Genomic DNA, 25,894 nt, shown 5'->3' on the forward strand with positions numbered 1-25,894 from the left:
CGGCCGAACGTTCAGGCGGCGCGCGGCGCCGGAAACGCATGCCGGCGCGCGCGCCACGCGCCGATCCACGCGGCCGCCAGCAGCGCAACGAGCACCCACGGAATCGCGCCGGCGCCCGTTGCGCCGAGCAGCATCCCGCCCGCGATGCCGCCACCGGCGATCGCGAGATTCCACACCGTCACGAGCATCGATTGCGCGACGTCGGCCGACTCCCCCGCCGCATTCGCGGTGGCCGTCTGGAACAGCGTCGGCGCGCCGCCGAACGCGAGCCCCCACAGCGCGACGCCAACGTAGACGATCACCATTCCGGAACCGGCGCCGAGCATCGCCGCCGCTAGCGCGAACAGCGCGATGCTGGCGAGCGTGAGACGCCGTTGCGCGGCGCCGATCCACGCGCCCGTCAGTGCAATGCCGGCGAGCGACGCGATACCGAACACCAGCAGCACCGCGTCGACCTGCGCGCCCATTCGCACACCCGCGAGAAACGGCGCGACGTACGTGTACAGCATGTTGTGCGCGAGCACGTACGCGAACATCACGGTCAGCACCGGCCGCACGCCGGGCAGCGTCATCACGTCGAGCACCGGTTCGCGCGCGCCGGCCGCCTGCCCAGGGTAATCGGGCACGCGCCAACGAATCCAGCCGATCAGCGCGAGCGCCGCGAACGTGATGCCCGCGAACGCAACACGCCACCCGAGCGCCGCGCCGAGTGCGGTGCCGGCTGGAATGCCGATCGACATCGCGACCGGCGCGCCGAGCATCGCGACCGCGATTGCGCGGCCGCGCAGCGACGCATCGACCATCCGGCTCGCATAACCGGCCAGCAACGCCCACAGCAGTCCGGCCGCCATCCCCGCGACGAAGCGCGCGGCGAGCGTGAGCGCGTAGTACGGCGACGCGGCGGTCAGCGCATTCGACACGACGAAGCCGGCCAGCGCCGCGAGCAGCAGGCGGCGCCGGCGCATCGCGCGCGTCGCGGCGACGAGCGGAATCGCCGCGACGATCGAGCCGAGCGCATAGACGGTTACCAGTTGGCCGATCAGCGCGTCGGGCACGCGCAGGTCGACGCTCATCAGCGGCAGCAGGCCGGCCGGCAACGCTTCAGTGAGGATCGTGATGAAGGCGGCGGTCGCGAGCGCCAGCAGGTTCGCGACCGGCAGGCGAGCGCGCGCCTGCGCGGGTCCGACGAAAACCTGATCGTCAATCTCAGTCGACGTGCAGTCGCTCATGACGCGCTCCCGGTATCGACGCCGTAGACCGCATCGCGCACGTCGGTCACGATCCGCCCGTGCATGCCCTCGTACAGCGTGTTGGTCAGCGCAACGACCGTCAGCCCGGCGGCGCGGTCGACGAACCATGCATGCCCGTACGCGCCGCCCCAGCGCCAGGTGCCGACCGATTCCGGCGACCGCGCGGCCGCCGGATCGCTCAGCACCGAAAAGCCGAGCCCGAAGCCGAAACCCGGCGCATCCTGCAGTTCGTGCGCGCCCGGCTGGATGCGCGCCATCTCGTCGATCCACGCGGGTTCGAGCCAGCCGTCGCGGCCGGTACGCAGCGCGTCGAGCAGCGTCACGCAATCGTGTGCGGTGCCGACCATCCCCGCGCCGCCCGACGGCCACGCATCGCGATCGAACACGCGGGCCGGTTCGAAGCGGATGCCGACCGTGCCGTCGAACGCCGGCACGAGATCGATATCGGCCATCCGGCGCGGGGCGCCCGGCGTGCTCACGTAAGGCGTCGCGACACGCGCGGCGTCGTGCGCGACGAACGCGGTGTCGGTCATCCCGAGCGGCCCCGTGACGAGCGCGGCGACCGCATCGGCGAGCGGCCGGCCGTCGACCGCCTCGATCAGCGCGCCGACCACGTCGGTCGCGAGTGAATAGCCCCACGCCGTGCCGGGCGCGAACTGCAGCGGCACGCCGGCGATGCGCCGCACATTCTCGGCGAGCGAGATGCCCGCACGATCCATCCCGTCGGACACGCCGGCGCGCGCATACGGGCCGTCGCCGTCGGCTTCGAGAAAGCGGTAGCCGAGGCCGGCCGTATGCGACAGCAGATGGCGCAACGTGATCGCGGCGGGCGCGCCGTCGGGCAGCGCCGGACGGAATTCGGGCAACCGATGCGCGACGGGTTCGTCGAGCGCGATGCGCCCCGCCGCGACGAGCCGCATCGCGGCGGCGGTGACGACCGGCTTCGTGACCGACGCGAGCCGGAACAGCGCGTCTTCCCGCATCGGCGTACCGGCTTCGCGATCGGCGAGCCCGGCGGCGCGCGCATAGCGCAGCTCGCCGTCGCGCGCGACCAGCACGACCGCGCCGACCATGCGCTCGTCGGCGAGTGCGACGTCGAGCGCGGCGTCGAGCCGGCGGCGCAGCGCGGCGTCCGGTTCGGCGCGGAGAGCGATGACAGGCAGGGATGACATGGCGTGACCTCATAGCGTGAACGAGCGTCCATCGTAGGGGGCCGACGCAACGAGAAAAACCGGGTTAGAGTTCCGGACACTCCGGACGCTGGCGTCCGCAATCGGAAACTTGCATGGAAAATCTCGGCGGGTTCGTCGTGTTCGTTCAGGTCGCGGAAACGCGCAGTTTCGTCGCGGCCGGCCGCGCGCTCGGGCTGTCGGCGTCGGCGGTCGGCAAGCGCATCGCGCGGCTCGAGGCGCGCCTGAACGTGCGGCTGTTTCATCGCAGCACGCGCAGCATCACGCTGACGGCCGAAGGCACGCGCTTTCTCGAGCGGTGCCGGCGCGTGATCGCCGAGATCAACGCGGCCGAACGGGAACTGACGCACAGCGCCGAAGCGCCGCGCGGGCGCTTGCGCGTGAGCCTGCCGACGATCGGCACGCTGCTGCTGCCGGTGCTCGCGGATTTCATGGCCGCGTATCCGGAAATCGAACTCGATATCGATTTCAGCGACCGGCTCGTCGACGTCATCGACGAAGGTTTCGACGCGGTACTGCGCACCGGCCGGCCGTCGGATTCGCGGCTGTCGTCGCGGCTGCTCGGCCATTTTCGCCAGCACCTCGTCGCGTCGCCCGACTATCTCGACCGGCACGGCACGCCGCGCACGCCGGCCGATCTCGCGCGGCACCGCTGCCTGCATTACCGCTTCCCGAGCAGCGGCAAGCTCGAAACCTGGCCGCTGCGCATGCCGCGCTCGGGCACGCCGCCGGACGTGCCGGTATCGATGGTCAGCAACAACGCGGAAACGCGCCTGTGCTTCGCGCTGCGCGGGCTCGGCATCGCGTGCCTGCCCGAATTCTTCGTGCGCGGCGCGCTCGATGACGGCGCGCTGCGCGCGGTGCTCGACGAACACGTCGCGAGCCGCACGCCGCTCTACGTGCTGTGGCCGTCAGGCCGCCATCCGACGCCGAAGCTGCGCGCGTTCGTCGATTACATGGCCGCGCACCTGCACCTCTGACCGAAGCCGGCCGTCACGCAGCCTTCGCGTGCGTGCTCAGCCGGCGCAACGCCTGCCCGTGCTCGTCGAACAGATGGCAGTGCTCGGCTTCCGCGTGCACGTGCAGCGCCTCGCCGGTGCGATACGTGTCGAGCGGCGGAATCCGCGCGATCAGCCCGTCCGGCGCGACCGCCGACTCCGCATACAGGTACGCGGCATCGCCGAGCGACTCCACGGCCATCGTCTTCGCAGCGACGCCGACAGCCGCGGCTTCGACTTTCAGGTGCTCGGGCCGCACGCCGACCGTCACCGCCGCCCCGCGCTGCAGCCCGGCCGCCTCGACCGCGACGCGCTGCGTCTCGCCGCTGTCGAAGCGCACGAGCACGCCGCCCGCATCGACCGATTCGACAGTGCCCTTCAGGAAGTTCATCTTCGGTGAACCGATGAAGCCTGCGACGAACAGGTTCGCCGGCGCGTGATACAGCGCGTTCGGCGTGCCGACCTGCTGCACCGCGCCGCCCGACAGCACGACGATCTTGTCCGCGAGCGTCATCGCCTCGACCTGGTCGTGCGTCACATAGATCATCGTCGTCTTCAGCTCGTCGTGCAGCCGCGCGAATTCCAGCCGCATCTTCACGCGCAGCGCCGCGTCGAGGTTCGACAGCGGCTCGTCAAACAGGAACACCTTCGGCTTGCGCGTGATCGCGCGGCCGATCGCGACGCGCTGCCGCTGGCCGCCCGACAACTGCTTCGGCTTGCGGTCGAGCAGATGGTCGATGTGCAGGATCTTCGCGGCCTGCTTCACGGCCTGGTCGATCTCCGGCTTCTTCGCGCCCGCGAGCTTCAGGCCGAACGCCATGTTGTCGTACAGCGTCATGTGCGGGTACAGCGCATACGACTGGAACACCATCGCAATGCCGCGCTTCGCGCTCGGCACGTCGTTGACCTTCGCGCCGTCGATCAGCAGGTCGCCGCTCGAAATATCCTCGAGGCCGGCGATCATCCGCATCAGCGTGGATTTGCCGCAGCCGCTCGGGCCGACGAACACGACGAATTCGCCGTCGGCGATGTCGAGGTTCACGTTGCGCAGCACTTCGGTGTCGTCGTAGCGCTTCGCGATGTTGCGCAGGAGCACGCTTGCCATGATCTGTCTCCGTTCGTTCGTGATGCGCCGCGTCGAACGCGGCGCGCAGTCGTTCGTGGTTGCTAGTTCGGCAGCACCGCGCCCGTCGCCTGCCAGCGCGCGACGTAACCGGGCAGCTCGTGCATGTCGTCGAAGACGTGACGCGCGCCGATCCCGCGCAGCGCGTCGATCTGCGCGGCCGACGCATGCCCGCCGCCGACGAAGCCGAGCACGGTCATGCCGGCCGCGGCGGCCGCGGTGATGCCGGTCACGCTGTCCTCGACCACGAGGCACCGGGCGGGCGCGACGCCGAGCGTGCGCGCCGCCGCGAGATACACGTCGGGCGCCGGCTTCGGCCGCGCGACGGCATCCGCGCAGAACAGCCGGTCGCCGAAGAATCGCGCGAGGCCCGTGCGTGCCAGTGCCGCCTCGACGTACGCGCGGTAGCTGTTGCTCGCGCAGGCCGTCGTCAGTTGAATCGCGCCCAGCGCCGCATCGATGCCGTCGACCATCGGCGCATTGACGGCCGCCGCCTCGACCGCGGCACGGATTTCGACCACGTCGTCGTTCGACAGCCTGCGCCCGACGGCCTCGCTCGCGCCGGCCAGCACGCGCTCGATGCGCAGCCCGAGCAACGGCATCACGGCCGGCCGCGCATCGACGCCCGGCCAGCGCGCATCGAGCTCGCGCACGAGCACGTCGGCAGCCACCGCCTCGCTGTCGATCAGCACGCCGTCGCAATCGCAGATCAGTACGCTCGTCGTCATTTGACCGCTCCGAACGTGAGCCCGCGCACCAGCTGCTTCTGCGACAGCCAGCCGACGATCAGGATCGGCGCGACCGCCAGCAGCGAAGCCGCGGACAGCTTCGCCCAGAACAACCCTTCGGGGCTCGAGTACGACGCGATGAACACGGTCAGCGGCGCCGCGTTCGAGCTCGACAGGTTGATGCTCCAGAACGCCTCGTTCCACGACAGGATCACGAGCAGCAGCGCGGTGGACGCGAGCCCCGGCAGCGCCATCGGCATCAGCAGGTAGACGATCTCCTGCCACGTCGATGCGCCGTCGATGCGCCCGGCCTCGAGGATGTCCTTCGGGATCTCGTTGAAGTACGTGAAGGTCATCCACACCGCGATCGGCAGGTTGATCAGCGTGTAGACGATCACGAGGCCCGACACGGTATCGAGCAGCCCCGTGTTCTTCCACAGCAGGTAGATCGGCACGAGCACGCCGACCGACGGCATCATCTTCGTCGACAGCATCCACAGCAGCACCTTCTGCGTGCGGTGGTTCGGGAAGAACGCCATCGCGTACGCGGCCGGCACCGCGAACAAAAGCGAGATCACCGTGACGCCCGCCGAGATCAGCACCGAATTCCACGCGAACGCGAAATAGTTGCTGCGCGCGAACACCTCGCGGAAGCTGTCGAGCGTCGGCATGAAGAACAGCGTCGACGCATACGCCTGCTGCTCGGTCTTGAACGCGGTAATCGCCATCCAGAAGATCGGGAAGAACAGCAACAGCGCGATCAGCCACGCGAGCGTGCCGGGCAGCGCGCGCCGCACGAGGTCGAACACGGCCGGCACGCGCCGGCCTTCGAAGGTCAGGTCGCTCATTTCTCGTACTCTCCCTTCAGGTTGCGCGCGAGCATCCGCACGAGGAAGAACGACACGACGTTCGCGACCACGACGGCGATGATCCCGCCGGCGGACGCGAGGCCGACGTCGAACTGCTGCAGGCCGAGCGCGTAGATCAGGTACGACAGGTTGGTCGTCGCGTTGCCCGGACCGCCGCCGGTCGTCGTGTAGATCTCCGCGAAGATCGACAGCAGGAAGATCGTCTCCATCATCACGACCACGGCGATCGCACGCTTCAGGTGCGGCAGCGTGATGTAGAAGAACATCGCGATCGGGCCCGCGCCGTCGATGCGCGCGGCTTCCTTCTGCTCCTGGTCGAGCGACTGGATCGCGGTGAACAGGATCAGGAACGCGAACGGCAGCCATTGCCACGCGACGATGATGATCACCGCGGTGAGCGGGTAATCCGCGAACCAGTCGATCGGCGTCATCCCGAGCGCGCGCATCGCATTCGCGACGAGCCCGTACACCGGGTGCAGGATCATGTTCTTCCAGATCAGCGCGGACACCGTCGGCATCACGAAGAACGGCGCGATCGCGAGCAGGCGTGCCACACCCTGCCCGTAGAACTTGCGGTCGAACAGCACGGACATCAGCACGCCGCCGATCACCGTGATCGCGAGCACCGCGCCGATCAGCACGAGCGTGTGCCAGATCGCGGGCAGGAACGACGGATCGGTCGCGAGGAAGCGGTAGTTGTCGAGCCCGGCGAACCCCTTCACGTCCGGGTTCAGCAGGTTGTAGCGCGAGAACGAATACCAGATCGTCATCGCGAGCGGAATCGACATCCACAGCAGCAGCACCGCGACGGACGGCGAGACGAGCCAGCTCGCGCCGCCGCGCGCGCGGCGCGGCGCGCCGGGCGGCGACGACGCGTCGCCCGCCGACGGCGCGTGGGCATGGCTCAGGGGAAGACGCAGGTGACGCATGATCGGAGTCCCTCCGGTTGATGCGCGGGCGCGAAGGCCCGCCCGCCTTTCGGCTTCGACGACGCGCACCGTGCGCCACCGCGCACGGTGCGGGCCGCATTACTTCTTGTAGCCGGCCTGCCGCACCGCGCGGTCGGCAGCGGCCTGCCCGGCGGCGAGCGCCTGGTCGACCGTCATCTGGCCCGCCACCGCACCCGCGATCGACTGGCCGACCACCGTGCCGAACGACTGGAATTCAGGAATCCCGACGTACTGCACGCCCGTGTACGGCACCTTCTTCAGCGACGGATCGTTCGGATCGGCCGTCTCGATCGCCTTCAGCACGAAGTCCGAGAACGGCGCGGCGGCCTTGTACTCGGGACGCTGATACGTCGACGTACGCGTGCCCGGCGGCACCGACGCCCAGCCTTCGTCCTTGCCGACCATCTCGACGTACTGCTTCGACGTCGCCCACGTGATGAACTTGCGCGCGGCGTCCTGCTGCTTCGACGTCTTCGGGATCGCGAGCGCCCACGCCCACAGCCAGTGCGAACCCTTCGGCGTGACCGCGACCGGCGCGGCCGCGAAGCCGATCCTGTCGGCGACCTGCGACTGCTGCTTGTTGTAGAGCATCCCGGCCGCGACCGTCGCGTCGATCCACATCGCGCACTTGCCGGACGACATCAGCGTCAGGTTCTCGTTGAAGCCGTTCGAGCTCGCTCCCGGCGGGCCGTCTTTCCTCAGCAGGTTCACGTAGAACGTGATCGCCTTCTTCCATTCCGGCGACGTGAGCTGCGCGTTCCAGTTCTCGTCGAACCAGCGCCCGCCGAACGTGTTCACGACCGTCGACACGTACGCCATGTTCTCGCCCCACCCGGCCTTGCCGCGCAGGCAGATCCCGTAGGTGCCCTTCGCCTTGTCGGTGAGCTTGTCCGCGAATTCGGCGATCTGGTCGTAGGTCGGCTGGTCGGGCATCTTCAGCCCCTTCGCCGCGAACAGGTCCTTGCGGTAGAACGTCATCGAGCTTTCGACATAGAACGGCAGCGCGTACAGCTGGCCGTTGTACGACAGGCTGTCGCGCGCGGTCTTCACGATGTCGTTCAGGTCGTAGTCGGCGGGCAGGCCCGTCATCGGTGCGAGCCAGCCGCGCTTGCCCCACTGCGGCGTCTCGTAGGTCCCGATCGCCATCACGTCGAACTGGCCGCTGCCGGTCGTGATGTCGGTCGTCGCGCGCTGGCGCAGCACGTTTTCCTCGAGGATCACCCAGTTGAGCTTGATGTCCGGGTTCGCCTTCTCGAATGCCGGCGACAGCCTCTTCAGCTCGATCATGTCGGGATTGTTCAGCGTCGCGATCGTCAGCGTGCCGGCGGACGCGGCGCAGGCCGCCGTCGCGAGCGCGGCTCCGGCGAAGCAGCGTGCGGCGGCGTCGAGCATCTTTCGTTGCATGGCATGTCTCCTGTGTTTTTTCGAAGTGTCGTCGATACTGCGTTTCGCTCGCGGCCCGTCATGCCGGCCGCTGCATTCCGCACGCGCGCGCATAGTGCGCGATCACGTCGCGTATCCGGTGGCGCACCCATGCGCGCGGCTCTTTCGCGAGGCCGCCCGCGCGGCATGCCGCGTACACGTCCGGCAACCACTGCGCGACGAGCGTTTCCGGCACCGGCTGGCGCGCCAGGTTGTCGAACAGTTGCTCGACCGCGGCCGCGACGGCCGGCTGCAGCCAGTAGTAGCGGATCCGGTCGCTGTAGCTGAACTGGCGCGCGAGCCGCTGCTCGGTTTCGTCGCCACGGTAGTACGGCGCCCAGTGCTCGGGCTGCGCGCGCATCGCGGCGTCGACCACGTCGCGCAACCGCGAACGCTGCGCGGGCTCATCGATCAATGCGTCCTCGATGAAGGTCAGCGCGAACAGCGCCTCGCGCAGCGCGAACGTCAGCGCGGGGCCGACCTTGAGCACCGCGAAGTGGTCGCGCACGAGCGCGGCGAGTGCGCCCTCGGTCTGGTAGTCGGTCGAATGCGCCTCGAACACGAGGCGCGGTATCTGCAGGATACTCGCGCCGAGCGAGGCGGCCTTTGTGCTGTCATAGTCGAGCACGTGGCGATCGTCGAAGTCGACGCCCGGTTGCGCGACGATCGCGACGACACGCGTCCATGCATCGTCGAGACCGGCAGCCGCGAACGCGTGGCGGTGCGCGTCGAGCGTGGCCGCGATGCTGTCGCTGCGCGTGACCGCAATGTGTGCGATCGCTGCGTCGCCGCCGCTGCCGCTGCCGCCGACTTCGCCGCCCGGCGTCGGCACCTCGGTGCCGATCACGTAGACAGGCGCGATGCCGGCGCGCGCCGCCGCGTCTTCCGCCACGCGGCACAGCTCGGCCGCGCGTGCGGCGATCGTGCGATCGTCGAGCCGCACCGGATCGTCCGCGCAAGCCATGCTCGCATCGAGATGGATCTTCTCGAAACCGGCTTCGACGTACGCGGCGACCATCGCGCACGCTTCGCGCATCGCGTCGGCCGCGCGGCGATGCCGCCACGGGTTCGGGCCGAGATGGTCGCCGCCGAGCACGAGCGCCGACGGGGCCAGCCCGCAACGCTGCGCGATCGCGTCGACGTCACGGCGGAAATCGGCGGGCGTCATGCCCGTATAACCGCCGAGATGGTTGACCTGGTTGCAGGTCGCTTCGATCAGCAGCGGCGAACCGTCCGCGCGCGCCGCTTCGCACGCGGCCTCCAGCACGAGCCGGTGCGCGCTGCAGATCGCGTAAATGCCGCGCTGCGCGTCCGCGCGGTTCGCGTCGAAGATCATCCGCAGCACGGCGTCCGCATGCGCGGTGCGCGAACGCTCGACGAAGGTCGTCAGGCCGGACATGCAATCCCTCGTTCGGTCAGGAAACGGTCGATTTCGACTGCACTGCTGTTGCCCTCCATCGGGCCGCGCCGCGTGACCGCGATCGCACCGGCCGCGTTCGCGCGGCGCAGCGCGATCTCGAGCGGCACGCCCGCGACGAGGCTCGCGACCAGCGTGCCGCCGAAGCAGTCGCCGGCGCCGGTCGGATCGACTTCGTCGACCTGGAACGCGGGTGCTTCCACGCGGTTCGCCCGGTCGAACGCGACGCTGCCTTGCGCGCCGCGTTTCAGCACGACACGCTCGAGCAGCGGATGCGTCGCGAGCAGGCCCGCGATCGCGCGCTCGGCCGGCTGCGGCCCGCAGAAAAACGGCAGGTCGGCTTCGCTCGGCAGGAACAAGTGGCACGCGGCGAGCATCGCGTCGAGCGCCGCGCGCATCGGCCGAAAACCCAGCATTTCGGGCCGCACGTTCGGATCGAACGACACCTTCGCGCCGGCGCGCGCCGCCTCGATCACGCCGCGCTGCACCGCGGCGATCGCCGATTCGCTCGTCAGCGACGAGCCCATCACGTGGAAATAACGGCAGCCGTCGAACATCGCGGTATCGACGTCGGATGCATCGACGCACGCGGCCGCGCTGGTGGACAGGCTGTAGACGAAGCTGCGCGAGCCGTCGTCGCGATACGCGACGAATGCGGTGCCGGTCGGACGCGCGACGCGGCGGATGCGCGCGACGTCGACCCCGTCGCGTTCGAGCCGCGCGACGATCGCGTCACCAAACGCGTCGCGGCCGACGCAGCCCGCATACGCGACGCGCGCACCGAGCCGCGCGGCCTGGTCGGCGAAGATCGCCGGCGCGCCGCTCGGGAACGGCCCCTCGAACAGCCCCGGCGCATCGAAACCCTGGCCGCGCTCGGCGGCGACGAATTCGGCGAGCAGTTCGCCGGCGACGACGATCTCGGCCATCAGGCGTGCCCTCCTCGTTCGACGGCGGCCTCGGCGTGCGGCCATGCCGCGGCGTCGCAGGCCGGCAGGCAAGTGGCGCGTGCGAGCGGCGCCATGTCAGCTCATCCAGTTGCCGCCGTCGACGTTCAGCGTCTGGGCGGTGATGTAGTCGGCGTCGGACGACGCGAGGAACAATGCGGCGCCGGTCAGGTCGCCCGGCACGCCCATGCGGCCGAGCGGCACGGCTTCGCCGACCAGCCGCTTCTTCTCGCCGAGCGGCCGGTTCTCGTAGCGCGCGAACAGCGCATCGACCTGTTCCCACATCGGCGTGTCGACGACGCCCGGCGCGATGCCGTTCACGTTGATCCGGTGCGGCGCGAGCGCGAGCGCGGCCGACTGCGTATAGCTGATCACCGCGGCCTTGGTCGCGCAGTAGTGCGAAACGAGCGCCTCGCCGCGACGCCCGGCCTGCGACGACATGTTGACGATCTTGCCGCCGCGCCCCTGCTCGACCATCCGCTGTGCGACGGCCTGCATCAGGAAGAACAGCCCTTTCACGTTGACCGCGAACAGCCGGTCGAACACGTCCCACGATTCGTCGAGGATCGGGCGCATGTCGAACAGCGCCGCGTTGTTGAACAGGATGTCGACGCCGCCGAAGCGTTCGACCGTCGTGGTGACGATCCGCTCGATGTCGTCGCGGCGCGTGACGTCCGCGGTGACCGCCACCGCGCGGCCGGGGTTCGCCTCGATGAGCCGCGCGAGCGAGCCGCCTGCCGGCTTCACGTCGACGAGCACGCAGCGTGCGCCCTCGTCCAGATAGCGTTGCGCGACCGCCTCGCCGATGCCGCTTGCGGCGCCCGTCAGGATCGCGACCTTGTCTTCCAGTCTCACTGGCTGTCTCCGGTTCGTTCTGCTTTACGACGGCTGCGAGGTGAGCGAACGCTCGCCAACCGATCAATTGCTCTAGTAGTGATCGAATGATCGGATACGCGATTCGCGCTGTCAAGGCGGCGTGACGGCTTTCTATGATGCGCTGCGGCACACCGGCGCAGCGTGGCGGCCTGCCGCGCACGCCCGGCAAGGCGCGGCGCGCGCGGTGCGGCGCGGTCGGAATGGCGATGAAGGGGACGGAACGAGGACCGAAAGGGGAATTCGCGCTGCACGGCGCGTTCGATACGTTATATCATCGCCGTACTTTGTTTCATTGCCCTGCTTCACGCCATGGCTACCTTATCGTCCATTGACGCCCGGCTGACCCGGGCCGACGCATTCGCCGCCGAGCACGGGCTCGCGTGGACGCCGTTGCGCCGTCAGGTCTACGAACACGTGCTGGCCGCGCAGCGCCCGATCGGCGCGTACGACCTGCTCGCCGAACTCGAGCCGCAGCGCGGCCGCGTGCCGCCCACGACCGTTTATCGCGCGCTGGATTTCCTCGTCGAGCACGGCTTCATCCACCGGATCGAATCGAAGAACGCGTTCTTCGCGTGCTGCGAGATCGGCGTGCCGCACGAAGGCCAGTTCCTGATCTGCGATTCGTGCGGCGACACCGTCGAGATTCCCGGCGGCGACCTCGCCAAGCAGTTGTCCGCGAGCGAGCCCGCGCACGGTTTCGAAGTCCACCACCAGGTTGTCGAGCTAAGCGGCCTGTGCGGGCACTGCAAGCACAAGCCCGCGCAACGCTGACGCGTATCGTGCGGCGCACGCGCCGCCCCTTCCAACGAGGAGTTCCATGTCCATTGCCCTGAAGCGCGCGCCGCGGCGTGCCCTGTCGCCTGTCCGCTGGCTCGCCAGCACCGTTGCCGTCCTGTCGCTCGCAGCGCCCGCGTTCGCGCAGGCCGCGACCGTCAACGTCGTGGCCGCCGAGAATTTCTACGGCGACGTCGCGACGCAGATCGGCGGCAGCCATGTCGCGGTAACGAGCATCCTCAGCAATCCGGACCAGGATCCGCACCTGTTCGAAGCGAGCCCGAAGACGGCCCGCGCGCTCCAGCACGCGCAGGTCGTGATCTACAACGGCGCCAATTACGATCCGTGGATGAGCAAGCTGCTCGGCGCGTCGAAGCAGGCGAAGCGCGCGACGATCGTCGTCGCCGACCTGGTCGGCAAGAAGGCCGGCGACAACCCGCACCTGTGGTACGACCCGGCGACGATGCCGGCCGCCGCGCGCGCGATCGCGGCCGAGCTCGGCCGCGCCGACCCGGCGAACAAGGCCGAGTACGACGCGAACCTGCAGAAGTTCGTCGCGTCGCTGAAGCCCGTCGACGACAAGGTCGCCGCGCTGCGCACGCAGTACAAGGGCGTGCCCGTGACGGCCACCGAGCCTGTGTTCGGCTACATGGCCGACGCGATCGGCCTCGACATGCGCAACATGCGCTTCCAGCTCGCGACGATGAACGACACCGAGGCGAGCGCGCAGGACGTCGCCGCGTTCGAGAACGACCTGCGCAAGAAGCAGGTGCACGTGCTGATCTACAACAGCCAGGCCGAAGAACCGATGACCAAGCGCATGCTGAAGATCGCGCACGACGGCGGCGTGCCGACCGTCAGCGTCACCGAGACGCAGCCGCCCGGCAAGACCTTCCAGCAATGGATGGCCGGCCAGCTCGACGCGCTCTCGGTCGCGCTGGCCGCCGGCAAGAAATAGGCAGCCGCAACGAAATGACCGCCACACCTCACGCACTCGCCGTCAAGCGCGTCACGCTCGAACTGGGCGGACGCACGATCCTGCGCGACGTCAGCTTCTCGATCGAACCCGGCGAATTCGTCGGCGTGCTTGGGCCGAACGGTGCGGGCAAGACGACACTGATGCGCGCGGTCCTCGGCCTCGTGCCCGTGTCGGCCGGCACGCTGTCCGTCGGCGGTGTGCCGGTCGTGCGCGGCAACGCGTCGATCGGCTACATGCCGCAGATCAGGAGCGGTCTCGCGAATCGCAGGATGCGCGGCTACGACTTCGTCGCGATGGCCGCCGACGGCCATCGCTGGGGGCTGCCGCACACGAATGCGGCGACGCGCCGCGACGTCGACCGCGTGCTCGATCTCGTCGGCGGCCAGGCGCTCGCGCGCCGGCCGCTGTCGGAACTGTCCGGCGGCGAGCGGCAGCGCCTGCTGCTCGCGCAATGCCTGCTCGGCAGCCCGAAGCTGCTGCTGCTCGACGAGCCGCTGATCAGCCTCGACCCGAACCACCAGCGCGGCGTGGTCGAACTCGTGCGCAACGTGCAGCGCGAGCTCGGCATCACCGTGCTGTTCTCCGCGCACGAACTGAATCCGCTGTTGAACGCGCTCGACCGCGTGCTGTATCTCGGCAACGGCGTTGCCGCGCTCGGCACCGTCGACGAGGTGATCACGAAGCCCGTGCTGTCGCGGCTCTACGGTTCGCCGATCGACGTGATGCGCGTGAACGGCAAGATCTTCGTGATGTCGGGCGACGTCGAGATCGAGAAGCACGATCACGAACACGAGGACGACGACGGCCACTCGCACCGCGGTGGCGGTGGCGGCGGCCATCACCACCACGGACACGCTCATCCCGGGCATGCTCACGATGTTTGAATACGACTTCATGATCAACGCCTTCGCGGCGTCGGGGATCGTCGCGGTGCTCGCGGGCATCGTCGGCTACTTCCTGGTGCTGCGCGGGCAGACCTTCGCGGGCCACGCGCTGTCGCACGTCGGCTTCACCGGCGCGACGGGCGCGGTGCTGCTCGGCATCTCGCCGATCTGGGGGATGGTCGGCTTCACGCTCGCGGCCGGGATCGGGATGGGCGCGCTCGGCGAACGGCTCGCGGGCCGCGACGTCGCGATCGGCGTGATCCTGTCGGGCGCGCTCGGCTTCGGCCTGCTGTTCCTGCATTTCTACACGTCGTTCGCGACGCAGGTCACCGCGCTCTTGTTCGGCAACGTGCTCGCGGTGAGCCACGATACGCTCGCGGTGCTCGCCGCCATCGGCGCCGTGAGTCTGCTCGCGCTCGCGCTGATCGCGCGGCCGCTGCTGTTCGCGTCGCTGCAGCCCGAGCTGGCCGAAGCCAAGGGCGTGTCGCTGCGCACCGTGTCGATGCTGTTCCTCGCGGTGTGCGCGCTCGCGGTGGCCGCCGCGACGCAGATCGTCGGCGTGCTGCTGGTGTTCACGCTGCTGGTCGGGCCGGCTGCCGCCGCGCAGAACGTGACGACGCGGCTGTCGACCGGCGTGCTGCTCGCCGCGCTGTTCGCTTTGTTCGAAGCGTGGCTCGGCATCGTGCTCGCGTATCACACCGACTGGCCGACGAGCTTCTGGATCACCGCGCTGTCGGCGCTCGTGTACGGCGCAAGCCTGTTGCGGCGTCACTGATCGCCGTCTGGCGGATCATCGCGCGACGAAATGAAAAACGCCGGCGTGCCCGAGGGCAGTGCCGGCGTTTTTCATGCGGCCGCAATCGTGCGGCGCGCCGTGTGCGTTACCGGCTTCCCTTCCCGTTCATCGCGCAAGCACCCGCGCGTGATGCGCGATGTGATCGGCGATGAACGTCGAGATGAAGTAGTACCCGTGGTCGTAGCCCGGATGGCGGCGTAGCGTCAGCGGCTGGCCGGCCTTCGCGCACGCAGCCTCGAATACGTCGGGGTTCAGCTGGTTCGCGAGGAACTGATCGGCGAGGCCCTGATCGACGAGGATGCCGTCCGCGAACTTCGGCGCATCGGCACGCGCGACGAGTTCGCTCGCATCATGCGCCTTCCACGCGTCGCGATCGGCGCCGAGGTAACCCGAGAACGCCTTCTCGCCCCACGGGCAGCGTGTCGGCGCGGCGATCGGCGCGAACGCCGACACCGACCGGTACAGGCCCGGGTGGCGCAACGCGAGCGTCAGCGCGCCGTGCCCGCCCATCGAATGCCCGAAGATCCCGAGCCGCGCGCCGTCGATCGGCAGCTCGGCCGTGACGAGTTCGCGCAGCTCGCCCGTCACGTACGACTCCATCCGGTAGTGCGTCGACCACGGCGCTTCGGTCGCATCGACGTAGAAGCCCGCGCCGACGCCGAAATCCCACGCGTCGGTCTCGCCCGGCACGCCCGCGCCGCGCGGGCTGGTGTCGGGCATCACGAGCGCGAGGCCGTGCTGCGCCGCGTATTGCTGCGCGCCGGCCTTGATCGCGAACGTCTCGTCGGTGCACGTGAGCCCCGCGAGATAGAACAGCGCCGGCACGCGGCCGTGCACGGCCTGCGGCGGCAGGTACACCGAGAACTTCATCGGCAGGCCGATGGCCGCCGAATCGTGACGGTAGAAACGCTGTTCGCCGCCGTGGCACGCGTGCGAGGAAACGAGTTCGAGCATCGCGGTGCGCTCCCGGTCAGTACAGCACGACCGAGCGGATCGACTCGCCGGCCTTCATCAGGTCGAAGCCTTCGTTGATCCGCTCGAGCGGCAGCGTGTGCGTGATCAGGTCGTCGATGTTGATCTTGCCTTCCATGTACCAGTCGACGATCTTCGGCACGTCGGTGCGGCCGCGCGCGCCGCCGAACGCCGAGCCCTTCCACTCGCGGCCCGTCACGAGCTGGAACGGACGCGTGCTGATTTCCTCGCCCGCTGCCGCCACGCCGATGATGAACGACTGGCCCCAGCCCTTGTGCGTGCACTCGAGCGCCTGGCGCATCAGCTTCACGTTGCCCACGCATTCGAACGAGTAGTCGGCGCCGCCGTCGGTCAGCTGCACGATGTGGTCGACCACGTTCTCGACTTCGTTCGGGTTGATGAAGTGCGTCATCCCGAACTTCTTCGCGAGCTCGACGCGCTTCGGGTTGATGTCGACGCCGATGATCTTGTCCGCGCCGACCATCTTCGCGCCCTGGATCACGTTCAGGCCGATGCCGCCGAGGCCGAACACGACGACGTTCGCGCCCGCCTCGACCTTCGCCGAGTACACGACCGCGCCGACGCCCGTCGTCACGCCGCAGCCGATGTAGCAGATCTTGTCGAACGGCGCGTCCTCGCGCACCTTCGCGACCGCGATCTCCGGCACGACGATGTAGTTCGAGAACGTCGACGTGCCCATGTAGTGGAACAGCGGCTTGCCGTCGAGCGAGAAGCGCGACGTCGCGTCGGGCATCAGCCCCTTGCCCTGCGTCGCGCGGATCTTCTGGCACAGGTTGGTCTTGCGCGACAGGCAGAACTTGCACTCGCGGCATTCGGGCGTGTAGAGCGGAATCACGTGGTCGCCCTTCCTCAAGGTGCCGACGCCGGGGCCGACGTCGACCACGACGCCCGCGCCTTCATGGCCGAGGATCGCCGGGAAGATCCCTTCCGGATCGGCGCCCGACAGCGTGTAGTAGTCGGTGTGACAGATGCCCGTCGCCTTCACCTCGATCAGCACTTCGCCGGCGCGCGGCCCTTCCAGATCGACTTCCTCGATCGTCAGCGGCGCGCCCGCCTTCCATGCAATCGCTGCTTTCGTCTTCATCGTGTGACTCCTGTCTGTGTGTGAGGTCGGCCCGGGTTGGCGCGTCAGCGCTCATGTCGACCGGCATGGGTGCGTCGGCACCCACGCTGGCCCCATGCTTCGCACCGGGGTCCATGCAATGCTGTCGAAACCGCGCCGCGCGGCATCGCGCACGGCACGGCGAAAGAATCTCGTGCTCGCCATGATCGCCGGTCCGGCCGTGCATCGCGTGCGGGAAACGGTCGCCGGCTTGCCACGATGCGTCATGGCTGACGCAAAAGAACAAGTGTTCGAGTTTAAACGCCCGTCGTGAACCATGCATCCGTGCGCGCATACAGATCGATGAAGCGTGCGTGGCGCGCGGCCAGCGCGCGATCGTCGCGCGGCTCGGCAACCGGCGACGCGGCCGGCGCCAGCGCGTGCAACGCGTCTTCCCGCCAGTGCCCGATCGCGACGCCCGCGAGCAGCGCGGCGCCGCGCGTCGCGGCGTTCGGGCAGTCGATCGCGTGGAGCGACGCGCCCAGCGCGTCGGCCAGCAGCTGGCGCCAGCGCGGATCGACCGAGCCGCCGCCCGCGAGACGCAGCGTCGCGACCGGATCGCCGCGATCGGCATCGCGAATCGCATCGAGCCCGGCGCGCAACGCGAACGCGACGCCTTCGAACGCGGCGCGCATCATCGCGCCGCGCGTGTCGCCGAGCCCAAGGCCGAGCCAGCCGCCGCGCGCATCGGGGTTCATCCACGGCGAACGCTCGCCCGTCAGGTACGGCAGGAAGCACAGGCGCTCCGACGCGGCGTGGGCGAACGCATCGTCATATGCATCGGCCCACCGCGCGTAACCGAGCCAGCCGCGCACGGCTTCAAGCGCAAGCCCGACGTTCTGCATCGCGGCCATCGTGTAATAGCCGCCGCCGGCCGCCGCGCGATACCGATGCAGCCCGCGTCGCGCGGGCGGCAGCGCATCCGCGAGCACGACGATCTGGCCGCCGCTGCCCGTCGTCAGCAGCGCGTCGCCGGCCGCGGCCAGCCCGCTGCCGAGCGCCGCGCATGCGGTGTCGGCCGCGCCCGTCGCCAGCGGCACGCCGGCAGGCAGGCCAAGCGCAGCCGCAGCCTGCGCGCCGAGCGTGCCGCAGTGCGCAGTCGACGAACGGACCGGCGCAAACCGGTCGACCGGCAGGTCGAGCGCGTCGATCAATGCGAGATCCCATGCGCCGTCGGGTGTCGCGAGCGCGGTCGCGCACGCATCGCTCGGATCGGCCGCGACGTCGCCGCCCAGTGCGATGCGCAACCAGTCCTTCGGCTGCAGGGCCCAGCGGGCGGCACGCAGCGCATCCGGTTCGTGCGCGGCCAGCCAGCGCAACAGCGGGCCGGCCATGCCCGGCGCGACGGGATTCGGTGCAGCGGGCCAATCGGCCGCGCCCGCTTCGCGCACCGCGCGCGTGTCGGGCCACAGCAGCGCGGGCCGCACCGGCTGCCCCGCCGCGTCGATCAGCACGGCGCCGTGCATCTGCCCCGAGAACCCGACCGCTGCCACCTGCGCACGCTCGTCGGCCGGCAGCCGCGCGGCCGCGCGCACGAGCGCCTGCCACCACGTGTGCGGCGCGATCTCCGCCCAGCCGGGCTGCGGCGACGACAGCGCATAAGGTTCGCTCGCGACCGCGCGCTCGACGCCGTCGGCATCGAGCGTGACGAGTTTGACGGAGCCGGTGCCAAGGTCGATTCCGAGCAGGCGCATGACGTGGGGGCAATTCGAATGAACGGATGTCGATGATAACGGGGTCGCGATGCGCACCCCGTTTTTTGCCGCCACCTCGGCAGGCCGAAAACGCGGTTGCCGGCCGGGTTCAACCCGGCTGCGCCTTGCGGGCAAAAGCGGCCGTTCGCGGGTTAACCCGCCACGATTTTTCCCAGGCACTTTTTGCCACTATGCCTCCCGCCCGATACACACCATAAAGCGGCCGATATTTGACACGGGGGCCAGCGCTATTTTGAAGGGCTATAAAACCGGGAAACCTCACTCCAGCGGCTGTTTCCCGATGATCGACACCCTGTTTCATGCCGAATTGGCATATCGAACCCGCAAAGAACGGAATAGTACCCAGCGCTCTTGTTGCGTGGATTCATTCCGCATAACTTCGTATCACCCCGAAAACAAGATCATGGAGTGAGACAGATGCAATCGAACACGGTCCATCCGTGCGATGAGGTGCTGCCGACCGGCAAGCTGGTAACGCTTGGCCTGCAACACGTCCTCGTCATGTACGCCGGCGCTGTCGCCGTGCCGCTTATCGTCGGCGCCGCGCTCAAGCTGCCGAAAGACCAGATCGCGTTCCTGATCAGCGCCGATCTGTTTTCGTGCGGCATCGCCACGCTGATCCAGACGCTCGGCCTGTGGATCTTCGGGATCCGCCTGCCCGTCATCATGGGCTGCACGTTCGCGGCAGTCGGCCCGATGATCGCGATCGGCACCAACCCCGGCCTCGGCATCCTCGACATCTTCGGCTCGACCATCGCGGCCGGCATCATCGGCATCGTGCTGGCGCCGATGATCGGCAAGCTGCTGCGGTTCTTCCCGCCCGTGGTCGTCGGCACCGTGATCGCGGTGATCGGGCTGTCGCTGATGGAAGTGGGCATCAACTGGGCGGCCGGCGGCGTCGGCAACCCCGAATACGGCAGCCCCGTCTATCTCGGCCTGTCGCTGCTCGTGCTGACACTGATTCTGCTGATCAACAAATACGGCCGCGGCTTCATCGCGAACATCTCGGTGCTGCTCGGCATCGTCGCCGGCTTCGCGATCGCCTTCGCGATCGGCCGCGTGAATACCGACGGCGTCGCGCACGCACCGTGGGTCGGCTTCGTGATGCCGTTCCACTTCGGCCTGCCGCATTTCGATCCGCTGTCGATCGTGACGATGGTCACGGTGATGTTCGTCACGTTCATCGAATCGACCGGCATGTTCCTCGCGGTCGGCGACATGGTCGATCGCCCGGTCAACCAGGAGCGCCTCGTGCGCGGCCTGCGCGTCGACGGCCTCGGCACGCTGATCGGCGGCATCTTCAACTCGTTCCCGCATACGTCGTTCTCGCAGAACGTCGGCCTGATCGGCGTGACGGGCGTGAAAAGCCGTTTCGTGTGCGCCACCGGCGGCGTGATCCTCGTGCTGCTCGGCCTGTTCCCGAAGATGGCGCAGGTCGTCGCGTCGGTGCCGCCGTTCGTGCTCGGCGGCGCAGGCATCGTGATGTTCGGGATGGTGGCCGCGAACGGCATCAAGGTGCTGTCGAAGGTCGACTTCGTGAACAACAGCCACAACCTGTTCATCGTCGCCGTGAGCGTCGGCATGGGCCTCGTGCCGGTCGTGTCGCCGCACTTCTTCTCGAAGCTGCCGCCCGCGCTCGCCCCGATCCTGCACAGCGGCATCCTGCTGGCATCGGCGACGGCCGTGATCCTGAACGTCGTGTTCAACGGCGTGAAAGGCGAAAAGGATGCGCGCTGCGACATCCGCCGCGCCGGACACGACTTCGACGGGCGTCCCGCCGACGTGCACCACTGAGCGCCACGCGCCGGACGACGGCGCAAAGCGGTAACGAAAAACGCCACGGCATGCCGTGGCGTTTTTGCTTTGCGGGGGCTGGACTGTGCGCGGGGATTGGACGGCCGGTCATGGCGCGTGAAAGCCGGTCGCGCGCGGGCGCGGCACGGGATGCCGGTTGGCCAAGCGGGATGACAGGGCCGGCGCGATAAGCCGCACCGGAGTCCTCATCGTCACCCCACCCACCTTCGCGCCGCACGATTCGGGCACGCAAAGGAAAACGCCACGGACTTTCGTCCGTGGCGTTTTCGATTCCGCATACAGCCGGTTCGAAGGACAAGCGCGATCGAGACCGCGCCGGCCCCTCCTTGCGCTTACCCGTTCGTCGCCGCTGCCGACGCAGGCGCCGGAGCGGCCGCCTTGTCGTAGTCGACCGGCGTATCCGGCGCGCGCGGCGTCTCGCCGGCCCGCTCGGTCCACCCGCCGCCCAGCGCCCGGTACAGGTTGACCAGGTTGGTCCAGCGTGCCAGACGCGCATTGATCAGCGTCTGCTGCGCGTTGTACAGGTCCGTCTGCGCGGTCAGCACCGACAGGTAGCTGTCGACACCGTTCTTGTAACGCAGGTCCGACAGGTCGAAACGTCGCTGCTGCGCGTGCTCGTTGCGCTCGAGCGCCGCGATCTGCTGGTCGTACGTGCCGCGTGCGGCCAGCCCGTCGGCCACGTCGCGGAACGCCGACTGGATCGCCTTCTCGTAGTTGGCGATCTCGATGCGCTTCTGCACGTGCGCGAGATCGAGGTTCGCGATGTTCGAGCCGCCCTCGAAGATCGGCAGCGCGATGTTCGGCGCGAACGACCATGCCGCCGTGCCGGCCTTGAACAGGCCGCCCAACGTCGGGCTTGCCGTGCCGAACGCGGCCGTCAGCGAGATCTTCGGGAAGAACGCCGCGCGCGCCGCCCCGATGTTCGCGTTCGCGGCCAGCAGCGACTGCTCGGCCTGCATCACGTCCGGGCGACGCGTCAGCAGGTCCGACGGAAGGCCCGCCGGCACGTCCGTCAGCAGGTTCTGCGCGTCGAGCGGCAGGCCCGGCGGCAGATCGTCCGGCAGCGGCTCGCCGATCAGCAGCACCAGATAGTTCAGCGCCTGCGCACGCGCACGCGCCTGCTCCTGCTGGTTCGCGAGCGCCGTTTCGACGACCGTCTGCGCCTGGCGCAGGTCGAGTTCGGTGCCCGTGCCGTTGTCGAACTGCAGCTTCGTCAGGTTGTACGAGTCCTGCGCCGTCTTCAGCGTGTTCTCCGTGACCTTCAGCAGATCCTCGGTCGACAGCAGCGTCAGGTATTGATCGGCCACCTGCGACACCAGCGAGATTTCCGACGCCTGCCGTGCATACGCGGTCGACAGGTACTGCGCGAGCGCCTGGTCCTTCAGGCTCTGCACACGGCCGAACAGGTCGAGCTCCCACGACGCCGACAGGCCGACGTTATAGGTGCGCGAGATGGTGGCCTGCCCGGTCGGCGAAACACCCTGCGGATAGCGCTGGATCGTGCCCGTACCGGTGCCGTCGAGCGTCGGGAACAGCCCCGCGCGCGTGATCTGGTACTGCGCGCGCGCCGCCTCGATGTTCAGCACCGACACGCGCAGGTCGCGGTTGTTTTTCAGCGCGATCTCGATCAGCCGCTGCAGGCGCGGATCGACGAAGAAATCGCGCCAGCCGATGGCGGTCGCCGCCTGGCCGTTCGCGCTGCGCGCGCCGGCCGCACCCGGCTGCGTCGCGTAGACGCCGCCGGCAGGGTACGCCTGCGCGACGGGCGCGTCGGGCCGCTTGTAATGCGGCGCCATCGTGCAGCCCGTGGCAAAGAGCGCGACCGCGATTGCAGTCAAAGCGTGTTTTTGCATCATCACTGTCCCTTGTTGCCTTCGTCGCCGTTGCCCGGCTTCTCTTCGTGGTGCGAGTGCTCCTGAGCCAGGCGCAGCGCCTCGTCGACGTCTTCCTTCTCGCCGCTGAAGATCGCGCGGATCTTCACGAAGAACATCGGGATCATGAAGATCGCGAGGAACGTCGCCGTGATCATCCCGCCGATCACGCCCGTACCGATTGCGTGCTGGCTGGCCGAACCCGCGCCGTTGCTGATCGCGAGCGGCATCACGCCGAGAATGAACGCGAGCGACGTCATCAGGATCGGACGCAGCCGCAGGCGCGCCGCTTCCAGCGCGGCCTCGATCGGCCCCATCTTCTCCGTCGTCTGCAGTTCGCGCGCGAACTCCACGATCAGGATCGCGTTCTTCGCGGACAAGCCCACGGTCGTCAGCAGGCCGACCTGGAAGAACACGTCGTTCTCGAGGCCGCGCATCGTGGCCGCAAGCAGTGCACCGATCACGCCGAGCGGCACCACCATGATCACCGAGAACGGGATCGACCAGCTTTCATACAGCGCCGCGAGACACAGGAACACGACGAGGATCGAGATCGCGTACAGGATCGGCGCCTGCGAGCCGGACTGGATTTCCTGGAACGACAGGCCGGTCCACGAGTAGCCGATACCGACCGGCAGCTTCTTCGCGAGCCCTTCCATCGCGGCCATCGCCTGGCCGGTCGACTTGCCCGGTGCGGCCTGACCCTGGATTTCCATCGCCGACACGCCGTTGTAGCGCTCGAGCTTCGGCGAACCATACGTCCAGTGACCGGTCGCGAACGAACTGAACGGCACCATCCCGCCCGACCCGTTGCGCACGTACCAGATGTTCAGGTCGTCCGGCGTCATCCGGAACGGTGCGTCTGCCTGCACGTAGACCTTCTTGATCCGGCCATCGGTATCGAGGAAGTTGTTCACGTACTTCGACGCCCATGCGATCGAGAACGTCTGGTCGATCGCATCCGCCGTCACGCCGAGCGCGTTCGCCTTCTCGCGGTCGATGTCGACCTTGTACTGCGGCGTATCGTTCAGGCCGTTCGGACGCACACCCTGCAGCGTCGGATCCTTCGAGGCCATCCCGAGCAGCTGGTTACGCGCGGCCATCAGCGCGTCGTGGCCGAGACCCGCGTTGTCCGTCAGCTCGAAGTCGAAGCCGGCAGCCGTGCCGAGTTCGGGAATCGACGGCGGGTTGAACGGGATCACCATCGCGTCCTTGTAGCCCGCGTAGCGCCCGAACATCCGGCCGATCAGCGCCTGCACCTTCTGGTTCGCATGCTGACGCTGCGAGTAGTCCTTCAGGCGCACGAACACAAGACCGGAGTTCTGGCCGCGGCCGGCGAAGCTGAAGCCGTTGACCGTGAACGCCGATTCGACGATGTCCTTCTCGTCCTTCAGCAGGTAGTCGGAAATGTTCGCAAGCGTCTTCGCGGTCGTTTCCTGCGTCGAGCCCGACGGCGTCTGCACGATCACGAACATCAGGCCCTGGTCCTCATCCGGCAGGAACGACTTCGGCAGGCGCACGAACAGCAGGCCGACCGCGACGATCACGACCAGGTAGATGATGAGCCAGCGGCCCGAGCGCTTGATCACGTGGTGCACGCCGACGTGGTACTTGTCGCGGCTGTTGTTGAACGTGCGGTTGAACCAGCCGAAGAAGCCCTTCTTCTCTTCGTGATGCCCTTGCGGGATCGGCTTGAGGATCGTCGCGCACAGCGCCGGCGTCAGAATCAACGCGACGAGCACCGACAGCACCATCGCCGACACGATCGTCAGCGAGAACTGGCGATAGATCGCGCCGACCGACCCGCCGGAGAACGCCACCGGCACGAACACCGCCGACAGCACGAGCGCCACGCCGACGAGTGCGCCGGTGATCTGGCCCATCGCCTTGCGGGTCGCCTCCTTCGGTGACAGGCCCTCTTCCGCCATCACCCGCTCGACGTTCTCCACGACCACGATCGCATCGTCCACCAGCAGGCCGATGGCGAGCACGAGGCCGAACATCGACAGCGTGTTGATCGAGAAGCCCACCATCGACATGATCGCGAACGTGCCGAGCAGCACGACCGGCACCGCGATCGTCGGGATGATCGTCGCCCGCAGGTTCTGCAGGAACAGATACATCACGAGGAACACCAGCACGATACCTTCGAGCAGCGTCTTGACCACTTCCTCGATCGACAGCTTCACGAACGGCGTCGTGTCGTACGGGTACTTCACGACGAGGCCGTGCGGGAAGAACGGTGCCAGTTCGTCGATCTTCGCGCGCACGGCCTTCGCGGTCGCGAGCGCGTTCGCGTTGGTCGCGAGCTGGATACCGAGTGCCGCGGTCGGCTGACCGTTGTACTTCGTGTCGAAGTTGTAGTTTTCACCACCGAGTTCGATCTTCGCGACATCCTTCAGGCGAACCTGCGAGCCATCCTGGTTGACCTTCAGCAGGATGTTGCCGAACTGCGCGGGCGTCTGCAGCAGCGTCGATTCGGTGATCGTCGCCTGCAGCATCGTGCCCGGCGTGGCCGGCGTGCCGCCGATCTGGCCGCCCGCGATCTGCACGTTCTGTGCGGAAATCGCGGTCGACACGTCGACCGGCGTGAGGCTGTAGTTCGTCAGGCGGTTGGCATCGAGCCAGATCCGCATCGCGTACTGCGAGCCGAACAGCGTGACGGTACCGACGCCGTTCAACCGGCTGATCGGGTCCTTCACGTGCGACGCCACGAAGTTCGCGAGGTCGTACTTGTTCATGCTGCCGTCTTCGGAGTTGAAGGCGAGCACCAGCAGGAAGCTGCTGCTCGACTTCGTCACCGAGAGGCCGAGCTGCTGCACGACCTGCGGCAGGATCGGCGTCGCGAGCGACAGCTTGTTCTGCACCTGAACCTGTGCGATGTCGGCGTTGGTACCCGGCGCGAAGGTCAGCGTGATCGTCGCGTTGCCCGAGTCGTCACTGGTCGACGACATATACAGGAAGTTGTCGAGACCGCTCATCTGCTGCTCGATCACCTGCGTCACCGTGTCTTCCACCGTCTTCGCGGAAGCGCCCGGGTAGTTCGCGGTGATCTGGATCGATGGCGGCGCGATCGTCGGATACTGCGAGATCGGCAGCGTGAAGATCGCTGCAATCCCGGCCAGCATCAGGATGATGGCGATCACCCACGCAAAGATCGGGCGATCGATAAAAAACTTTGCCATGAAACAGGCTCCC

At 68.2% G+C, this 25,894-nt stretch carries 22 protein-coding genes; 7 read left to right on the plus strand and 15 right to left on the minus strand.

The features are described 5' to 3' along the window. Positions 1 to 11 precede the first annotated feature (11 nt). Positions 12 to 1,229 carry an MFS transporter gene (locus LGN17_RS30615; RefSeq protein ID WP_226200778.1) on the minus strand — a complete coding sequence of 406 codons (1,218 nt, stop codon included), beginning with the start codon at positions 1,227 to 1,229 and terminating at the stop codon, positions 12 to 14. Continuing rightward, positions 1,226 to 2,422, minus strand: coding sequence for a serine hydrolase domain-containing protein (locus LGN17_RS30620; RefSeq protein ID WP_226200779.1), 1,197 nt, complete (start codon positions 2,420 to 2,422; stop codon positions 1,226 to 1,228). The genes LGN17_RS30615 and LGN17_RS30620 overlap by 4 nt, the downstream gene beginning before the upstream one ends. A 113-nt stretch (positions 2,423 to 2,535) precedes the next feature. Here LGN17_RS30620 and LGN17_RS30625 point away from each other — a divergent pair, with 113 nt between their 5' ends. Beyond that, positions 2,536 to 3,420, plus strand: a complete 885-nt coding sequence (locus LGN17_RS30625; protein WP_226200780.1) for a LysR family transcriptional regulator — start codon at positions 2,536 to 2,538, stop codon at positions 3,418 to 3,420. Between the two features lie 13 nt (positions 3,421 to 3,433). Here the strand turns inward: LGN17_RS30625 and LGN17_RS30630 are convergent, their stop codons facing one another. The 8 genes from LGN17_RS30630 to LGN17_RS30665 all read right to left on the minus strand — a co-directional run bounded on the left by LGN17_RS30630 (position 3,434) and on the right by LGN17_RS30665 (position 11,746). Next, positions 3,434 to 4,543 carry an ABC transporter ATP-binding protein gene (locus LGN17_RS30630; protein WP_226200781.1) on the minus strand — a complete coding sequence of 370 codons (1,110 nt, stop codon included), beginning with the start codon at positions 4,541 to 4,543 and terminating at the stop codon, positions 3,434 to 3,436. A 62-nt stretch (positions 4,544 to 4,605) separates the two neighbouring features. Continuing rightward, entirely contained in the window at positions 4,606 to 5,289 is a 684-nt protein-coding gene (locus LGN17_RS30635) for an HAD family hydrolase (protein ID WP_226200782.1), read from the minus strand. Beyond that, positions 5,286 to 6,137 (minus strand): carbohydrate ABC transporter permease, encoded by an 852-nt coding sequence (locus LGN17_RS30640; RefSeq protein ID WP_226200783.1) that lies wholly within the window; start codon positions 6,135 to 6,137, stop codon positions 5,286 to 5,288. The genes LGN17_RS30635 and LGN17_RS30640 overlap by 4 nt, the downstream gene beginning before the upstream one ends. Further along, entirely contained in the window at positions 6,134 to 7,087 is a 954-nt protein-coding gene (locus LGN17_RS30645; RefSeq protein WP_226200784.1) for a carbohydrate ABC transporter permease, read from the minus strand. Before LGN17_RS30645 ends, LGN17_RS30640 begins: the two co-directional genes overlap by 4 nt. A gap of 99 nt (positions 7,088 to 7,186) precedes the next feature. Beyond that, positions 7,187 to 8,512, minus strand: coding sequence for an ABC transporter substrate-binding protein (locus LGN17_RS30650; RefSeq protein WP_226200785.1), 1,326 nt, complete (start codon positions 8,510 to 8,512; stop codon positions 7,187 to 7,189). A gap of 58 nt (positions 8,513 to 8,570) precedes the next feature. Further along, on the minus strand, positions 8,571 to 9,929 hold the full coding sequence (locus LGN17_RS30655; protein ID WP_226200786.1) for a D-tagatose-bisphosphate aldolase, class II, non-catalytic subunit: 1,359 nt from the start codon (positions 9,927 to 9,929) through the stop codon (positions 8,571 to 8,573). Further along, positions 9,917 to 10,873 carry a sugar kinase gene (locus tag LGN17_RS30660; protein ID WP_226200787.1) on the minus strand — a complete coding sequence of 319 codons (957 nt, stop codon included), beginning with the start codon at positions 10,871 to 10,873 and terminating at the stop codon, positions 9,917 to 9,919. Before LGN17_RS30660 ends, LGN17_RS30655 begins: the two co-directional genes overlap by 13 nt. Positions 10,874 to 10,969: 96 nt before the next feature. Further along, positions 10,970 to 11,746, minus strand: a complete 777-nt coding sequence (locus LGN17_RS30665) for an L-iditol 2-dehydrogenase (protein ID WP_175950892.1) — start codon at positions 11,744 to 11,746, stop codon at positions 10,970 to 10,972. Between the two features lie 330 nt (positions 11,747 to 12,076). Here LGN17_RS30665 and LGN17_RS30670 point away from each other — a divergent pair, with 330 nt between their 5' ends. Genes LGN17_RS30670 through LGN17_RS30685 form a run of 4 tightly spaced genes read left to right on the plus strand, consistent with a single transcriptional unit; the run spans position 12,077 to position 15,179 of the window. Further along, positions 12,077 to 12,538 (plus strand): Fur family transcriptional regulator, encoded by a 462-nt coding sequence (locus LGN17_RS30670; protein WP_226200788.1) that lies wholly within the window; start codon positions 12,077 to 12,079, stop codon positions 12,536 to 12,538. Between the two features lie 46 nt (positions 12,539 to 12,584). Next, on the plus strand, positions 12,585 to 13,499 hold the full coding sequence (locus tag LGN17_RS30675; protein ID WP_226200789.1) for a metal ABC transporter solute-binding protein, Zn/Mn family: 915 nt from the start codon (positions 12,585 to 12,587) through the stop codon (positions 13,497 to 13,499). 14 nt (positions 13,500 to 13,513) lie between these two features. Then, positions 13,514 to 14,404 (plus strand): ABC transporter ATP-binding protein, encoded by an 891-nt coding sequence (locus tag LGN17_RS30680; RefSeq protein WP_226200790.1) that lies wholly within the window; start codon positions 13,514 to 13,516, stop codon positions 14,402 to 14,404. After that, complete coding sequence (locus LGN17_RS30685) at positions 14,397 to 15,179, plus strand: metal ABC transporter permease (protein WP_226200873.1); 783 nt, start codon at positions 14,397 to 14,399, stop codon at positions 15,177 to 15,179. Before LGN17_RS30680 ends, LGN17_RS30685 begins: the two co-directional genes overlap by 8 nt. A gap of 126 nt (positions 15,180 to 15,305) precedes the next feature. Here the strand turns inward: LGN17_RS30685 and fghA are convergent, their stop codons facing one another. Further along, complete coding sequence (fghA, locus tag LGN17_RS30690) at positions 15,306 to 16,154, minus strand: S-formylglutathione hydrolase (protein ID WP_226200791.1); 849 nt, start codon at positions 16,152 to 16,154, stop codon at positions 15,306 to 15,308. A gap of 16 nt (positions 16,155 to 16,170) precedes the next feature. After that, positions 16,171 to 17,277, minus strand: a complete 1,107-nt coding sequence (locus tag LGN17_RS30695; RefSeq protein WP_011353045.1) for an S-(hydroxymethyl)glutathione dehydrogenase/class III alcohol dehydrogenase — start codon at positions 17,275 to 17,277, stop codon at positions 16,171 to 16,173. Between the two features lie 118 nt (positions 17,278 to 17,395). On the opposite strand from LGN17_RS30695, the gene LGN17_RS30700 reads away from it, so the two are divergent. Beyond that, positions 17,396 to 17,569 carry a hypothetical protein gene (locus LGN17_RS30700; protein WP_226200792.1) on the plus strand — a complete coding sequence of 58 codons (174 nt, stop codon included), beginning with the start codon at positions 17,396 to 17,398 and terminating at the stop codon, positions 17,567 to 17,569. Here LGN17_RS30700 and LGN17_RS30705 read toward each other — a convergent pair. Continuing rightward, the gene (locus LGN17_RS30705; RefSeq protein WP_226200793.1) at positions 17,553 to 18,989 is read right to left on the minus strand and encodes a xylulokinase; all 1,437 of its coding nucleotides are present in this window, start codon (positions 18,987 to 18,989) and stop codon (positions 17,553 to 17,555) included. The two genes, LGN17_RS30700 and LGN17_RS30705, sit on opposite strands and share 17 nt — an antisense overlap. A gap of 438 nt (positions 18,990 to 19,427) precedes the next feature. Between LGN17_RS30705 and LGN17_RS30710 the strand changes: the two genes are divergently transcribed. After that, a complete protein-coding gene (locus LGN17_RS30710; protein ID WP_226200794.1) occupies positions 19,428 to 20,804 on the plus strand; it encodes a nucleobase:cation symporter-2 family protein in 1,377 nt (458 codons plus the stop codon). 353 nt (positions 20,805 to 21,157) lie between these two features. Here the strand turns inward: LGN17_RS30710 and LGN17_RS30715 are convergent, their stop codons facing one another. Both LGN17_RS30715 and bpeB read right to left on the minus strand, forming a co-directional pair. After that, positions 21,158 to 22,681 (minus strand): efflux transporter outer membrane subunit, encoded by a 1,524-nt coding sequence (locus LGN17_RS30715; RefSeq protein WP_226200795.1) that lies wholly within the window; start codon positions 22,679 to 22,681, stop codon positions 21,158 to 21,160. Next, the gene (gene bpeB / locus LGN17_RS30720) at positions 22,681 to 25,881 is read right to left on the minus strand and encodes an efflux RND transporter permease BpeB (RefSeq protein WP_226200796.1); all 3,201 of its coding nucleotides are present in this window, start codon (positions 25,879 to 25,881) and stop codon (positions 22,681 to 22,683) included. Before bpeB ends, LGN17_RS30715 begins: the two co-directional genes overlap by 1 nt. Positions 25,882 to 25,894 lie beyond the last annotated feature (13 nt).

This window comes from Burkholderia sp. AU30280 (assembly GCF_020420125.1).
GTDB lineage: Bacteria > Pseudomonadota > Gammaproteobacteria > Burkholderiales > Burkholderiaceae > Burkholderia.